Raw genomic sequence first — 14079 nt, forward strand, 5'->3', positions numbered from 1 at the left:
CACCTCAGCGGCGCCGCGGACGCACCCACGGGACGGTGAGCTCGGACGGGTAGCGGTCCGAGCTGTGCAGCCGGATGACGGTGAGCGCGCCGGGCAGGTCGGGGACGCTCGGCAGCAGGTGCGGGACGTCGAAGGCCTGCACGGAGATCCGCAGCCGGTGACCCCTCCGGATCTTGGCCGCGGTCGGGAAGACCTCGACGTCCACCCGTCCGACCTGGCCGGGCTCGAGGCGCTTCTTCGAGGCACGGGTGAACGGGTGGTAGGGCTGCAGCAGCTTGCCGCCGACGTACCGGCTGCGCTTCCTGTCGAGCCGGCGCAGCGAGATGACCTGCCAGCCGCCGGTCAGCCGGGTGACCTTGCCCGACGGGGCGACGTCGGAGACCGAGACCGCGAGCATGCCGTCGCCGCTGAGGCTGGAGGCGAAGAGCCTGGCGTTGATCGGCCCGGACAGCCGGACCGCCTTGGTGACCGGCTTGGTCTCGTAGACGATCCCCGCGCGGTCGTTGAGCGCGTTGTCCTCCCAACACGGCAGGTCGGCCAGGATCGCGCGCGGCAGGCCCGCGGTCCACTGGTTGGCCGAGCGGGTGCAGAGCCCGGCGACGGGCACGGGCGGTACGTCGGCGGTGCCGGCCCGGGCCTTTCCGCTGGTCAGGACGCCGTTCCGGACACCCGTGACCGCACCGCCGGAGAGTCGGTAGCTGCGGGCCGTGGTGTTGCGGGTGACCCACCGGTCGGTCTCGCGCCACACGCCGCTGCCCTGCTCGTACGTCGTGACCGCCGGGATCCTGCGCACCTTTGTTGACGTGTCACCACGCAGGTAGCGGTCGAACCAGCGCAGCTGCAGCTCGGCGAGCGACCCGTGCCCGGCCTTGCCGACGTCGGCGCCGGACGAGCCCTGCAGGTGATCCCAGGGCCCGACGATCATCCTGGCGGGCACCTTCCTCTTCTGCAGCTGCTCGAAGAGGAGCGGGGTTCCGCGCTGGAAGAGGTCCTGCTGGCCGGCGACCAGGAAGGTCGGCACCTTCACCCTCTTGACGACCTCGATGGGCGAGCGCTGGCGGTAGAAAGCGCCGTCGTACGCCGCGTCGCCGCCGAGCAGGGCGTCCAGCATGAGTGGGACGGTGAACGTGACCGCGCCGTACAGGTGCTGGAGCAGGGCGCCGAAGCCCGAGCCCGGGTCGGTCGCCGTCACCGCGGGCGGCAGCACGCCGGTGGTGGTGACCAGACCGAGCCAGAGCGGGATGAACCCGACGTCGATGGCCCCGCCGGACGCGACGACGTCGCGGTAGACGTCGGCCGCCGGCACCTGCGGGAAGATCGCCTTCAGCCCCTTGGGACGCTGGGCGGCGGTGAAGATCTGGTTGATCCCCATGTACGACGGCCCGCGCATCCCGACCCGTCCGTTGCTCCACGGCCGCTTCTTGGAGTGCGCCCACTCGATGACCTGCTTGCCGTCGAGCTCCTCCTGCCGGCTGAACGCCTGCCACACGCCCTCGGAGCTGCCGGTCCCGCGCGCGTCGACGGTGAGCTGCGCGTAGCCGCGCTGCACGAGGTACTCCGGCCCGCTCCCACCCCCGAGCGCCCCACCCGACCCGAGGATGCCTTTGTTGTAAGCGGTGATCGTCACGACCACCGGGAACCGCTTCTTCACTGCCACACCGTCCGCGTTCGCCGGGAGGATCAGGTCGCCGCGCAGGATCGTCCCGTCCCGCATCGGGATCGCAAGGTCCTTCTGCGTCACCGTCTTCGGGTACGTCGCCTTCCGCGGCTTCCATACCCTCTTCTCGGCCTTGGCCGGCGCCTGCACCTGTTGGGCGGCCGGCGGCGCCGCCGTCGCTTCCGTCGGTACGGCGGCCAGGGTCCCGGCCAGCAGGGCGATCGTGGTCAGTGGTGCGGACAGGCGTCGCAGCATGAGGTCCTCCCGAGGTCTCCTCGGGTCAACGCGCGGGGATGGCGGTGGTCACGCATCGGTGACCCGCGTCGCGGTGCGCGGCACTCTGCCCAGAATGACGGACGCCTCCTGCCTGATGGCGCGGTCGAGTCGACTTCAGCCAAGGGCAGCATGCCCTCTGGCGGAACCTAGGCAGTACTGACTTACCGTTTGCTGGCGAGACTGGTTCGTCTGATTCTTGCGCCGACCTTCCATCATCAAACGCGCATTGTTCAGCACGTCCTTGTCGACATTCGGTTCATATACGATAACGCCGCCCCGCTAAGGGGTGACGCACTTGACCGATCCGTAGTCGTCAGTTGCCAACAAGTTCTAGTCACGGATCCTGAGCATGGTTCTCTTTTCAGACCCACTCTTTGCCCAGAATGACGTTTATCCCTTGAAAGCCGGTGGTCCTGTAGTCGCCAGTTTGAATCTCCATAGTGCCGACCATTGTAGGTACGTCAGCGACGCGCAGTCAGTTCGCTTGTCGTCACTCACCCGGCGCCCCAACTGTCCAGAACTACGACCGTCATCTACCAATAGATCGCGACGAACTCGACCTCAAGCAGTTTCCGGTCGTGTGTGGTCTCCTCGGGCTCTTCGATTGCTGTCTGAAGTGCGGGGACCGTAGCCGAAAGCTGGGCCAGCGCTTGGTGTGGTTCACGTAGAGCGGCGACGAGATTGCGGTCTATGGGCGTCAGGAGGAGTGGTGGGCTGGCTTCGACTGCGGCGACGATGTGCTCGAAGGCTGAACGGGTGGCGCTGATGTCTCCGAGGCTGTCGAGGTCGTTGATGGCTTGAGCGGCTTCGTGCGCGGTGCTGGTGAGTTTGTCCTCGTCGAGGATTCGGCCCGTTTGTTGGGCGAGTGCGTGTCCGAAGGGGATAAGACCCTCGGTTGCGAAGATTTCAACGAACGGAACTGCTAGCACTTCGACGCCTGCTTTGTGGAGGTTCTTGAAGCCGTTGGGGAGTTCGCGGAAGTCTTTGCCGATTTTGGGGTCGAGGGTGTCGAAGACGTCGGCGAGCTTGATGGGGGTCCAGGTGGTGGCGAGGCCGGGTTTGGCTAGACGTGTGTAGACCGTGTATTCGGCGTTGTCGAAGAGTACGCGGCGGGCATCTTTCCAGTAGAGCGGTATTTCGGTGACACCGACAATGGCGATGGTTTCGGCCACTGCCGCGAGGGAGCTGCCGGGGGTGAGCATGGTGGTGTCGACGAGCCAGGATTCGTCGTCGAGGTCGATGCGTCGGTGGCTGATGACCTTGGCGTTAAGGGGTACGAGGTCGACGAGCATCTGTGGGAGTAGCTCGAGCATGGGCGCGATGTCGGCGAACTGTTGTTCGTCGATGCCGAACATGGCTGATCTGCCCTTGATGAGGTCGAGCATGGATGAGGCTGCGGCAGCGAACTGGTAGGTGGGATCTGCGCTGAGCTGGACGCGGAGTTCGATGACGTCGCCGCGTTTGAGGTCGGTCACTCGGACGGCTCGTCGCTGCTTGGCGAGCTTAGTTAGCGCCTTGGTGAGTTCAGCTTCTGTAGTCGCGGGCGGAGGTTTGTTCTCGGGCTGCCTGTCTTCGACGGAGAGCTTCAGATCGGTGTCGGTGATTCGGAGGCTGCGGAACGTCCCTTGTACGACGGCGCGACGTACCACCTCTTGTGTGGTGGTCCGCGAGGAGGTCATGCGGGAGGTGAGGTTGGCGCCGGGCGTGAGCGGGGTCGCGGGGACAGTGAGGGAGCTGCCAACCTGGGCGCCGGACGTCTCGCTGTGGGTGTTCTTGAACGATTCGGCGATGGAGCCGTGGCGTGCGGCGACGAGGCTGGTAACGCTGACCTCGTCGAGGTAGACGAACTCGCGACGTCGTTGTTCCCAGGCGCGGTTGCGGGGCTTCCAGAACTTGAGGTTCACGCCTGACCTTCCTGTCTGCGAGTGGTGGCTCGATTTCGTTTCGCGCGGGCGTGGCCTTCGCGAATGTCTGTGAAGTTGAGGTTGTCGCGGCCATCCAGTGCTGCGAGGACGCCGGCATCGGTCCAGATCATTGCCATCTCGGCTGCTGTCCAGCCGTCAGTTTCCTCGACGAGCGTTTCGAGGTCGGCGTTGTCGGCTCCTCGAACGTGACGGGAGGAGGCACGAAGGATGGAGAGACGGTCGTCGGCGTCTGGGTGTCCGTTGAACTCGACCTTGTAACTCAGGCGGCCGGGTCGTAGGAGTGCTGTGTCGAGGGAGCCGGGGAGGTTCGTTGCAGCGACCACGAGGACTCCTTTCGCGGGGTCGAATCCGTCGAGGATGGTGAGGAACTGGCCGACGAATCGGGTGATGTATTCGGGTGCATCGGCGCCTCGTCTGGACACGATGCTGTCGAGTTCGTCAAAGAACAGCATTGCGGGGGCGTTGGCTGCGGCGTGGTCGAACAGATCGCGGAGGCGTTGCTCGCTTTCGCCGACCCACTTGTTGATGATTTCGGGGCCGTCGATGAGGTAGAACCTGGCGTTCGCCTCACGACTGAGAGCACGAGCCAGATGGGTCTTGCCGGTTCCAGACGGACCGCTGAATAGGATCCCTTTGACCGGATTGACCCCGATGCGATCCAGCAACTGTTCGGGGTCCAGAGCGACACGCACCAAGTCGAGTGCGTGGCGGACCAGATCGGGTGAGCCTCCGAAGTCGGAGAGCTTCACGTCGATGTCAGCAGGTTCGACCAGCATGACGGACGGGTCGAGACCGGATCCGTCGCGGTGGATGCCATGCCGGTCGATGGGTTTGGTCGTCAGGACAGCCCCGGGCTCACCTTCGGAGAACGAGACGGACTGTCCGGCCTCGAACGGTGCTGCGGTGCGTTGCGGGACCTCCTTCAGCCGGCCGTTGATCTCGAGGATTGCACTCTTGCCGTCATCGCTGATTTCGACGACGGTCGCGACATCGTTGGACTGTTTCGGCCAGGCTTCCGCAGGCAGTTGCTCGATGCTTTCGTAGGTGAGGTCTTCGGGGAGGTAGTAGATCTCGCCCTTATCCGCACCTGCGAGGTCAGGATGCCAAAGGTGCCCTTCGCCGTCAGGCAATCGGTCGAAATAGACCCGATTCTTGTCGAGGTCGACAAGACGTACCCGAATGATCTGGCCGGCGGAGGGTTCGGCCGGAGCGTAGTCAGTACCATCAGCGTTCAAGGCTGAGCCTTCTTCAACTTGGAGAACCGGGGTCAGGTCGGGCAAAGGTGCGTCGCCGTCGGGGACGAGGGTAGTGAGCGCCCCCGACAACTACCGGTTCAACCGACGTCGTCGTGGGCCCGTTCATGCATCGGCGCCGCCACCAGACACAGTGGTGACTACGAAGTCGTCAACCGCACGGGCGCTCTCTTCCGCACTTGACGCACGTCATTCCGCCGCGTTCAGCGCCCCTTTGGACGCGGGCTCCAGGGCGGGGCCTGGATTCCTCGTCGCGAGGTTAGATGCCAACCGCCGCACGGAGAGCACAGATAGACGCCCTTCGGCACTGGCCGCCCTCGACGTGCCTGCTTGCTAGCGATGGCTCGGAGGGCGACGAGGGACTCGGCGTGATTTAGGTAGGTGACCTTCATGCAGTTGGGCATGTTGAGCGTCCTTCATCTGGACGCCCGGCCGACCCATATCCAACCCAGTGCCTGGGTCCTCGCCTCACGTGCGATGTGCCCGGCTACGAGCTCGACGGCTCATGTAGGAGCAAACGGTAGCGACTGCGTCGGCGCTGCGTCTATCCGCCGCTTACGTCGCTGCCAGCCGGTCCCACCAGACCTTTAGCGCCCCGGGTGTCTGTCGGATCCAGTCGGCGATCTCGCCGCCGACTCCCTCGGTCAGTCTCGAGCCGCCTGGTGAGCCCACTCGAGGGCGCTCTCGCGGGATCGCGCGCGACCGCGAAGCGGGATGGTCGCCCGTGGGCGGCCCGTCGTACCGCGCTCGGCGGCCCGCCGGGCCCCGGCGACGACGTGCACGCGCTGCGTGAACACCACGAAGCAAGCCTCCTCCGGGAGGCCCCCCGCCGGCGTCACGTCCACCGCTAGCCACAACCCGTCCGGCTCGAAGCCGACGACGGCCTTCCCGGTACCGGCGCGCCCCTTGCTCACTGCGGACGAGGTGACATGGAGGTCGAACTCGACCGCCCGGGCGTGCGCACCGCGGGTCCTTCGCAGCAACTGCATCGCCTCGACGAACGCCCGCGCCTCCGACGAGATGAGGCCGGCCGGGATCCACGGCGCCCGTGGGCCGGTGGCGTCTATCCCGGGTCGAACCTTGTCCCCGTTGACCCAGACATCTCCCCAGCTCATTGACGCATCCTCGCACCGGTCTCCGGCACGGTGTCCGGAGGAGGTGACGGTCGGTCGACTGCCGCGGAGGAGGAATGTCGCAGGAGACGATGATGAGCATCGGCGGTTGCCCCGTGCTCGTACTTCTGGACCACCACGTCACGCGCGGGGCAACACAGGCGTACAGCTCGACACTCCCCTCAGACGCTGAACGAGGAGACGGCGAGTGTCACGATGATCCTGCCCTTCGACGATTGACCAGGTGCACGATGTTCTTCCGCCGCAGGCGACACGATCCGCCACCACGCGTGGCGACGTACCGTCCGTCGCGCGCCAGCCAGCAGGAGGAGAACACGCGGCTCCGGTACATCGCGGTCCTGCCGTCGCTGCTGCTGATCGGCGGTGCCACCGCCGGGGTGCTGTCCGCCGACGACCGGCGCTACGCACTGCTGGTGTACGGCGGGCTGTTCGCAGTGGCCGGGCTCATCGCCGCACCGATCGTCGCGGTGCTGTCGGTCCGCAATCGGATGCTGTTCACCAACAGCTCCCTCACCGTGACACCCGAGACCGTGACGCACGTCGACCGTCGGGGCAGGTCGACCACGTTCGACCGCAGCGACCCCACCCTGACCGCGCTGCTGTCGTGGGTCGAGCCGACCGCGCCTCCGTACGGAGGAGTGTTCCCGCCGAAGACGCTGCAGCTGTTCATCGCGGACAGCAGCCAGCAGGTCCGCGTCGCCGGAAGCGACTGGGACACGGACGACCTCAGGGCGGTGACGGAGGCCGCCAACGGTCACGTCGCCGACCACGTCAGCACGGCGCGGCAGGTGAACGAGGCGATACCGGGTGCGATGAGCTTCCGTGAGCGCCGTCCCTTGACGTTCGCGCTGGCGGTCGGCTTCGGCTCGGTTGCTGCCCTTCTCCTGGTGATCGTCCTGATCGCGCTCGTGCAGGGCTGACCGCGGCGTGGTCCCTGGTGACCACGCCGGGCGCACCTACACCGACAGCGTGCTGACGGTCTTGGTGATCTGCCCCGCCCTGTTCTCGAGGAACACCATCTGGCCGAACTCGACGTACGACCAGCCCTCGGCGTCCTCCGTCAGGGCCTCGGAGGCGAAGATGGCGGCCGTCGCCTCGCCCACCTCGCACGCCTCGAAGTCGAAGGACGTGTCGTCGCTCGGAACGTGTCGCCCTGTCAGCAGGTACATCGGCTCCAGGACCATCGAGAGGGCGAAGTCGTCCGTGCCCGGAGCGGCCTCTCGCAGCTTCTTCCAGTCGCCCGCCGGGTTGGTCTCGCCCTGGTGGCCGAGACCGACGTTGACCCCGATGATCCGGTTCGGCGAGACCAGGGCCATCTTCAGCTTGGTCAGGCCGGGGAGGTCGAGGTCCTTCATCGCCTGGGCGATGTGGCGAACCATCTTCTCGAACGCGCGTCGGACGTCCTCGTCGCTGTTGCCGTCGAGCAGGGAGAGCAGGAGCACGTAGAGGAACTCCGTGTCCGTCGTGCCCCGCATCTGCTTCAGGTACCTGTCCTCGCAGTGCTGCAGCAGCTCCCGCTGCAGGAGCATCCAGTTCGGCAGCTCGCCGTTCTGGGCGACGATCCAGGGGGTCTCCTCGAAGGAGAAGGGGTGGCAGTTCTCGTCGACCAGGACGGTCGACGAGTTGTAGAGGGCCGCGCGCACGTGGCCGAGCATCGTGCTCGCCCGCAGGCTCGGGATGATGCGCTCGGCGTTGTCGTCGTAGAAGGCGGCCATGGGCCGTCGGTAGATGAACGGGTCCTCCGGCTTCAGCAGGTGCTCGCTCCAGAGCCCGAAGCCCCAGCCGGCCAGCTGCAGATCCGGGTAGTGCTCAGGGTCGAGGGCCTGGTTGACCAGGCTGTTCGACGGCGTCAGCAGCAGTTCCTCGAGCGGGATCTCGGGTCCGATGTAGGCGAGCACTCGGCACATGTACTTCCCTCACTGACGTCGGCGTCCCGGAGCGTCGCCACCCTACGGGCGGACCGGACGTCGTTGCGCCGCTCCTGCGCCCAGGAAGGTCCCGCGGGACTCGGGCGAGCCAGCCCTGATCACCGCGGACGCCCCGATAGCGTCCGGGGGTGTCCAGTCGCCGCCGATCCAGTGCCGGCCGCCGCGGCTCGTCACCGCGGAGGAGCGGGAAGGGACAGCAGCGCCCGTTGCCCGAGGCCGGGCCGGGCGAGCGGCTGTGGGTGCTCGACGTCCCGTACGGAACCCAGGTCGACGGCGCCACCTGGCACCCGGCGGTCAAGACCCACCTGTACGTCGGCCAAACGCTGCCGGCGCACCTCGCGCCGTACGCGCCGGGGCCGTACACGCTGGGGCGGTTCGTCGAGAACACGCTCAACCCCGACGATCCGACGCCGGCCCCCGAGGCGACCGACGCGTTCGAGCCGCGGAGGATCCAGTTCGAGGCGGCGGACGCGATCGCGGAGCGGGCGGCGGCCGGCGGGCGGATGTTCCTGCTGGCCGACGAACCCGGGGTGGGCAAGACGATCTCCGCGGTCCTCGGCGCGATCACGGTGGGCGACCTCCGCGGGGCGCACAAGGTGCTCGTCGTGGCCGACCGGCCGGCGGCGATCACCATCGGGCACTGGTGCCGGACGATCGCGGCGCTGGGCGACGGCGGGCTGGAGTGGGTGGTGATCACCTGGGACCGGCTGGAGAAGGTCGCGGACCACGACTGGGATGTGATCATCGCGGACGAGGCCCACGCGCTGGGTCGTACGACGACGAAGCGGTGGAAGCTGTGGGCCAAGGTCTCGGGGCACGGGCGGGCGCACGACCGGGCGCCGTTCGTCATCGCGACGACCGCGACGCCGGGGCACACGCCGCTGGAGCTGCCCTACCTCGCGCCCGCCTACGCGCAGGTGCTCGGCGAGCCGATGAAGGAGTGGACCTCGGCGACGCAGCCCGGGCCCACGTTCACCGCGGCGCTCGAGCGGCACGGGGTCGGCGTGGAGCCGGGACGGTACGGCGCGAGCTGGACCACGGATCCGGCGCGCCGCGCGGCGGACCTGAAGCTGGTGCGCGGCTGGCTCGCCGACGAGCGGCCTCCGGCGATGCTGCACCGCGCCGCGCCGTGGGGGCCGGTGCCGATCTCCGGCATGCCGGTGGCGCTCACGCCGGCGGAGCGGGCGTCGTACGACGCCGAGTGGGGCGAGTTCTGCCGCGAGATGGACCTGGCGCGGCGTGGCCGGAACGTCGTGAAGGGGCGGGCCGCGCTGCTGCGCTTCCGGCAGAAGGCCGGGCTGATCCGGGTCGACTCGACGGTCGCGTGGATCGCCCAGCAGGTCGAGGCCGAGCGGCAGGTGGCGTGCTCGGTCGAGTTCGTCAGCACCGCCGCCGACCCCATCGCGGACCGGCTGCGGGACTCCGGCCTCGACGTGGCCACGATCTATGGCCGCGACCGGTTCGACGCCGAGGCCGAGCGGCTCCGGTTCCAGACCGGGGAGGCGAGGGTCTGCGTCTTCACCACGGTCGCCTCGATCAGCCTGCACGCCGGCGAGACCCTCGCCGACGGCCGACAGGCGAGCACGCAGCCGCGGGTCGGCGTCTTCCACCAGGCCCGCTTCTCCGGCATCGCCGCGCGGCAGGTGACCGGTCGCACCCACCGTGACCACCAGGTCTCGCCGTGGCACATCGCGTACGCCGAGGGCACCGTCGAGGAGCAGGTCGGCCGGGTGATGGTGGAGCGGATCGCCGCCGCGTCCGACACGGTGGGCAGCGACACCGCCGGGCTCGCCGACGTCGCCCATCTGCTCGGGGCCGACTGGCTGCCGGCCACCACGCTGACCGACGACGGCACCTGACGAGGAGCAGGCGTCAGGGGATCAGCACGACCGGCGGATCTCGACCTGCCGGCACCGATCCCGACCGGGGCCGCCGTCGGCACGGTCGCGGCTGCTCTCGCCGCCGATCAGGAGGTCGTCGCCGCCGCGACCGATCAGGACGTCGCGACCTCCGCCGCCGCTGAGGACGTCGTCCCGCGCGCTGCCGCGCAGGATGTCGCCGTAGTTGCTGCCGATCACCCGCTCGATGGACCGCAGCCGCCCCCGCCCGGCGCGGCTCCTGCCGGTGCCGGCCGCCAGGTCGACGACCGAGGGGTCCGAGCCCAGATGCAGCCGGTCGATGCCGGAGCCGCCGTCGACCGAACCCCGGCCGCAGACCTCCGGGCACGAGGGGTCGCCCTCGGCGACGACGCCGGGCAGGAGCATGACATCGGCTCCCGATCCGCCGTACGTGCGCACCCAGGTGTGCGTCGGCCGGAAGTTGTACTCGTAGTCCGAGGAGCCGGTGACGGTGTCGTTGCCGCTGCCGCCGCGGGCGAAGCCCTTGATGCTGATGTTCAGTACGTCGTCACCCGCCTCGCCCCAGATCCGCGAGATGTCCAGGTCGGCCTCGTCGTCACCGGCGCCCAGGCGCACCGATCCCCGGATCCCCTTGACCTCGTCGTCACCGGCTCCGGTCCGCACGTCGTCCAGGGCCTTCGTCCGGCCGTCCGGGTGATTGCCGGTGTCGTAGTAGTCGGCGCCGGACGAGCCGATGAACGTGTCCGCGTAGTAGCTGCCGCTGGCGGCGGTGATCCCCTCGAGCTCGTCCCGCCCGGCTCCGCCACCGGTCGCGACACCGGCGTCGAGACGGATGGTGACGGCGTCGGTGGCATCGCTGAAGTCGGCGATCGTCGCGTAGGCGGCGACGGTGTTGGGGATGCCGGGAACGCCGACGATCCGGTCGTCTCCCGCACCGCCCAGGAGGTAGGTGGAGTTGCCGGCCAGGTTCTCGTCGAGCGGGCCCACGGAGTCCACCAGGGTGTCGTCTCCTGCGCCACCGCTCGCCCGGGCGCTGGTGCCGGCGCGCGTGCAGATCAGGTCGTCGCCGCCCCGGCCGTCGACCTGGACCTGATACTCGCCCGCGGTGCTGATGACGTCCGGGCCGTCGGTGCCCGTCAGCTCCTGGTCGCGCTCGGTGGCCACGATGGTGGCGACCCGACCCTGGCACATCTCGACCGCCGCCGACGCCGGGGCGGCCGAACCCGTCGCGACCAGGCCGGCTGAGACGACGACGCCGGCCGTCGCGAGAGCCATGGCGGGCAGCGCGGATCGGGTACGGCGCGGGGTGGATCCGGTCACGGGGAAGGTCCTCATGCCAGGTCCGATGCACCCGGACGCCGATCGGTTCGCGACCCACCGTCACCCAGAGTCGGCTGGGCGCGCCGCCTAGTCTTCTGGCAACCCACGACGACCCAAGGAGACCCATGCGCAGCGACCTGTTCGGCACCAACCTCGAGTCCACCAGCGGTGACCGGTTCGGGCTGCAGAACCCCCGGATGCTGCGGGTCGCGCTCGACGGCGAGGTGATGGCGCGGCAGGGCGCGATGATCGCCTACCAGGGCCAGGTCGACTTCGCCTACCAGGGCTCCGGCGGCATGGGGAAGTTCCTGAAGAAGGCCATCACCGGCGAGGGCCTGCCGCTGATGAAGGTCACCGGCCGCGGTGACGTCTTCTTCGCCGACGACGCCTCCGAGGTCCACCTGGTCAACCTCGACAACGACTCCCTCACGGTCAACGGCAGGAACGTCCTGGCCTTCGACAGCACGCTGGCCTGGGACATCAAGCGCGTCGAGGGCGCGTCGATGATGGCCGGCGGCGTCTTCAACACCACCTTCACCGGGACCGGCACCGTCGCCATCACCACCCACGGCGAGCCGGTCGTGCTCAACGTCGACGCCCCGACGTACGCCGACATCCAGTCGGCCGTGGCCTGGTCGTCCTCCCTCACCACGGCGGTCCGACGTACGGCGGGGGCCGGCGCGCTCATCGGGCGCGGCTCCGGCGAGGCGTTCCAGCTCGCGTTCAGCGGGCAGGGGTTCGTCGTCGTCCAGGCCAGCGAGGGCCGGACGGTGCCGACGCACTCGCACTGAGCCCCGCCGAGGTCGGCGGCGAACCGATCGCTCCGCCCGAGCATCAGACGGTGTGACCAGGTCGCCGACATCGGGAGAAGCCATGACCGTCCACCCCTCACGCACGCTCTTCGCAGGGACGGCAGCCCTCGTCACCACGGGGCTCACCGTCGCGCTGCTGAGCGCACCGACACCGGGCGCGTACGCCGCCGTCCCGAGCTGCTCGGGACAGACCCCGACGCTGGTCGCGACCGAGGACGGCCAGCGGCTAGACGGTACGGCGGGTGCCGACGTGATCAGCACCGCGGGCTTCGACGGGGTCCGCGTGGACGCGAAGGGGGGCGACGACCTGATCTGCAGCACCGCGTTGACGAACTCGGCGGTCCTCGCCGGAGCGGGCCACGACACGATCATCGACGAGATCGGGCCGACCAGCGTCGACGGATACCTGAAGGAGACCTGGGTGCGCAGCGGTCCGGGCGACGACCGGATCGTCGGTGGTCCCGCTACGAAGACCCGCGCCGACTACCTCGAGTCGACGACCGGAGTGGTGGTCCGCCTCGACCTCGGCACCGTGGCGGAGGGCCCGGACATCGACACCCTGGTCGGCATCCACGACGTTCAGGGCAGCAACCACCGCGACCTCTTCGTCGGCTCGGCCGGCGACGACGTCTTCGACACGGGCTACTTCCCCAGGCGAGGCACGAAGAAGGACCGCGACGTGGTCCGGACCGGAGCGGGCGACGACACGGTGACGGGCCGGCACGCGCGGATCGAGCTCGGCCCGGGCGACGACGAGGCGGCGGTTGCGAGCGCGGACGTCTTCGGCGGCCCCGGCGACGACCGGATCAACCTCGAGACCGGCGGCGCCGCGCACGGCGGCGAGGGCGCCGACGTCCTGAGCAGCGGGAACGACTTCGACGAGGGCGGCGAGCGGCCGGTGGCGGTCCGCCTGCTGGGCGGACCGGGCCCCGATCGTCTCCAGCCCGCGACGGCGTACACGGTCGAGCAGGAGCGCTGCCCGAAGGTCTGCGCCCGCTCGTTCCTCGACGGAGGCACGGGTCGCGACACCCTGGTCCTGGTCGAGAACCGGTCGCGGGTCGACCTCGCCGCTCGTCGCTACCGCGCAGCCGCGGCCCGGGCGCGCCTGCGGTCCCTGGAGAACGTCCTCGGCACCCCCACGGCCGAGGTTATCCGCGGCGATGGCCGACGCAACGTGATCGAGGGCAAGGGCGGGAACGACGTCCTGGCCGGCCGCGGTGGGCGCGACGTGCTCATCGGAGGACGGGGGAGCGACCGGGCCGACGGCGGCCCCGGGCGCGACCGCTGCCAGGCGGAGCGGGTCAGGTCCTGCTGACCAGGGCCTCGGCCACCGACCTCGCGACGGCCGTCCCGTCCGCACCGACGCCGCGCAGCCCCAGGGCCAGGTGACCCGAGACGACGAGGACGAGCGCGTCGGCGAGCGCGGGCGCACCGGACCCGGCGAGCGGCTCGGCGAGCGCGGTCAGCCGGGCGCGCATCGAGTCGGAGTCCTGCTGGATCGCGGCGGCGAGGACGGCGGGCGGGTCGGCGTACTCGGCGGCGGTGCCGAGGAAGGCGCACCAGCGGGCGGCGTCGGGGCGCCGCTGGAACTCGTCGAGGGCATCGAGGACGGCGAGCAGCCGGCCGCGGTCGTCGGTCGCGCGGGCGACACAGGCGTCCCAGACGGCGATCCACTCCCGGTGGCGGCGGTCGAGGACGGCGGCGACCAGGCCCTCCTTGCTGCCGAAGGCGCGGTAGAGGGTGGCGGGCGAGACACCCGCGCGCTCGAGGATCGCGTCGACCGGGGTGGCCACGACGCCGCGGGTGAAGAGGAGCTCGTCGGCCGCGTCCAGGAGCTTGGTGCGGGTGCTGTCGCGGGTCGCCACCCCGTCAGCCTAGACTCGGCAAAGTGAAACGCCCGTTTTCGTTTGAGGTAC

At 69.3% G+C, this 14079-nt stretch carries 11 protein-coding genes; 4 read left to right on the forward strand and 7 right to left on the reverse strand.

From position 1 onward, the window contains the following. Positions 1–4: 4 nt before the first annotated feature. From BLT76_RS09510 to BLT76_RS09525, 4 genes are all read right to left on the reverse strand, one after another. Positions 5–1912: a CocE/NonD family hydrolase gene (locus tag BLT76_RS09510; RefSeq protein WP_090854307.1), complete on the reverse strand. Its 1908-nt coding sequence runs from the start codon at positions 1910–1912 to the stop codon at positions 5–7. A gap of 554 nt (positions 1913–2466) precedes the next feature. After that, positions 2467–3837, reverse strand: a complete 1371-nt coding sequence (locus BLT76_RS09515; RefSeq protein ID WP_090854311.1) for a DUF6414 family protein — start codon at positions 3835–3837, stop codon at positions 2467–2469. Next, positions 3834–5138: an ATP-binding protein gene (locus BLT76_RS09520; RefSeq protein WP_139175462.1), complete on the reverse strand. Its 1305-nt coding sequence runs from the start codon at positions 5136–5138 to the stop codon at positions 3834–3836. The genes BLT76_RS09515 and BLT76_RS09520 overlap by 4 nt, the downstream gene beginning before the upstream one ends. A 617-nt stretch (positions 5139–5755) precedes the next feature. After that, a complete protein-coding gene (locus tag BLT76_RS09525) occupies positions 5756–6226 on the reverse strand; it encodes a hypothetical protein (protein WP_090854317.1) in 471 nt (156 codons plus the stop codon). Between the two features lie 248 nt (positions 6227–6474). Here BLT76_RS09525 and BLT76_RS09530 point away from each other — a divergent pair, with 248 nt between their 5' ends. Continuing rightward, complete coding sequence (locus tag BLT76_RS09530) at positions 6475–7164, forward strand: hypothetical protein (protein ID WP_139175463.1); 690 nt, start codon at positions 6475–6477, stop codon at positions 7162–7164. A 36-nt stretch (positions 7165–7200) separates the two neighbouring features. On the opposite strand, the gene BLT76_RS09535 is transcribed toward BLT76_RS09530, so the two are convergent. Further along, entirely contained in the window at positions 7201–8151 is a 951-nt protein-coding gene (locus BLT76_RS09535) for a class II glutamine amidotransferase (protein WP_090854323.1), read from the reverse strand. 227 nt (positions 8152–8378) lie between these two features. Here BLT76_RS09535 and BLT76_RS09540 point away from each other — a divergent pair, with 227 nt between their 5' ends. After that, a complete protein-coding gene (locus BLT76_RS09540) occupies positions 8379–10031 on the forward strand; it encodes a DEAD/DEAH box helicase (protein ID WP_244509343.1) in 1653 nt (550 codons plus the stop codon). 21 nt (positions 10032–10052) lie between these two features. On the opposite strand, the gene BLT76_RS09545 is transcribed toward BLT76_RS09540, so the two are convergent. Next, a complete protein-coding gene (locus BLT76_RS09545; protein WP_090854329.1) occupies positions 10053–11351 on the reverse strand; it encodes a hypothetical protein in 1299 nt (432 codons plus the stop codon). A gap of 125 nt (positions 11352–11476) precedes the next feature. On the opposite strand from BLT76_RS09545, the gene BLT76_RS09550 reads away from it, so the two are divergent. Further along, the gene (locus BLT76_RS09550; protein ID WP_090854330.1) at positions 11477–12142 is read left to right on the forward strand and encodes an AIM24 family protein; all 666 of its coding nucleotides are present in this window, start codon (positions 11477–11479) and stop codon (positions 12140–12142) included. Between the two features lie 82 nt (positions 12143–12224). Further along, positions 12225–13478 (forward strand): calcium-binding protein, encoded by a 1254-nt coding sequence (locus BLT76_RS09555; RefSeq protein WP_090854332.1) that lies wholly within the window; start codon positions 12225–12227, stop codon positions 13476–13478. Here the strand turns inward: BLT76_RS09555 and BLT76_RS09560 are convergent. Further along, positions 13465–14028 carry a TetR/AcrR family transcriptional regulator gene (locus BLT76_RS09560; protein WP_090854335.1) on the reverse strand — a complete coding sequence of 188 codons (564 nt, stop codon included), beginning with the start codon at positions 14026–14028 and terminating at the stop codon, positions 13465–13467. The genes BLT76_RS09555 and BLT76_RS09560 overlap by 14 nt on opposite strands. Positions 14029–14079 lie beyond the last annotated feature (51 nt).

The sequence above is a fragment of the Nocardioides lianchengensis genome (assembly GCF_900101465.1).
Taxonomy (GTDB): domain Bacteria; phylum Actinomycetota; class Actinomycetes; order Propionibacteriales; family Nocardioidaceae; genus Nocardioides; species Nocardioides lianchengensis.

What these genes read in the sequence shown, in the direction of transcription:
- BLT76_RS09510 (WP_090854307.1), bottom strand. Translation starts at nt 1,912, where the DNA reads ATGCTGCGACGCCTGTCCGCACCACTGACCACGATCGCCCTGCTGGCC.
- BLT76_RS09525 (WP_090854317.1), bottom strand. Translation starts at nt 6,226, where the DNA reads ATGAGCTGGGGAGATGTCTGGGTCAACGGGGACAAGGTTCGACCCGGG.
- BLT76_RS09530 (WP_139175463.1), top strand. Translation starts at nt 6,475, where the DNA reads ATGTTCTTCCGCCGCAGGCGACACGATCCGCCACCACGCGTGGCGACG.
- BLT76_RS09535 (WP_090854323.1), bottom strand. Translation starts at nt 8,151, where the DNA reads ATGTGCCGAGTGCTCGCCTACATCGGACCCGAGATCCCGCTCGAGGAA.
- BLT76_RS09550 (WP_090854330.1), top strand. Translation starts at nt 11,477, where the DNA reads ATGCGCAGCGACCTGTTCGGCACCAACCTCGAGTCCACCAGCGGTGAC.
- BLT76_RS09555 (WP_090854332.1), top strand. Translation starts at nt 12,225, where the DNA reads ATGACCGTCCACCCCTCACGCACGCTCTTCGCAGGGACGGCAGCCCTC.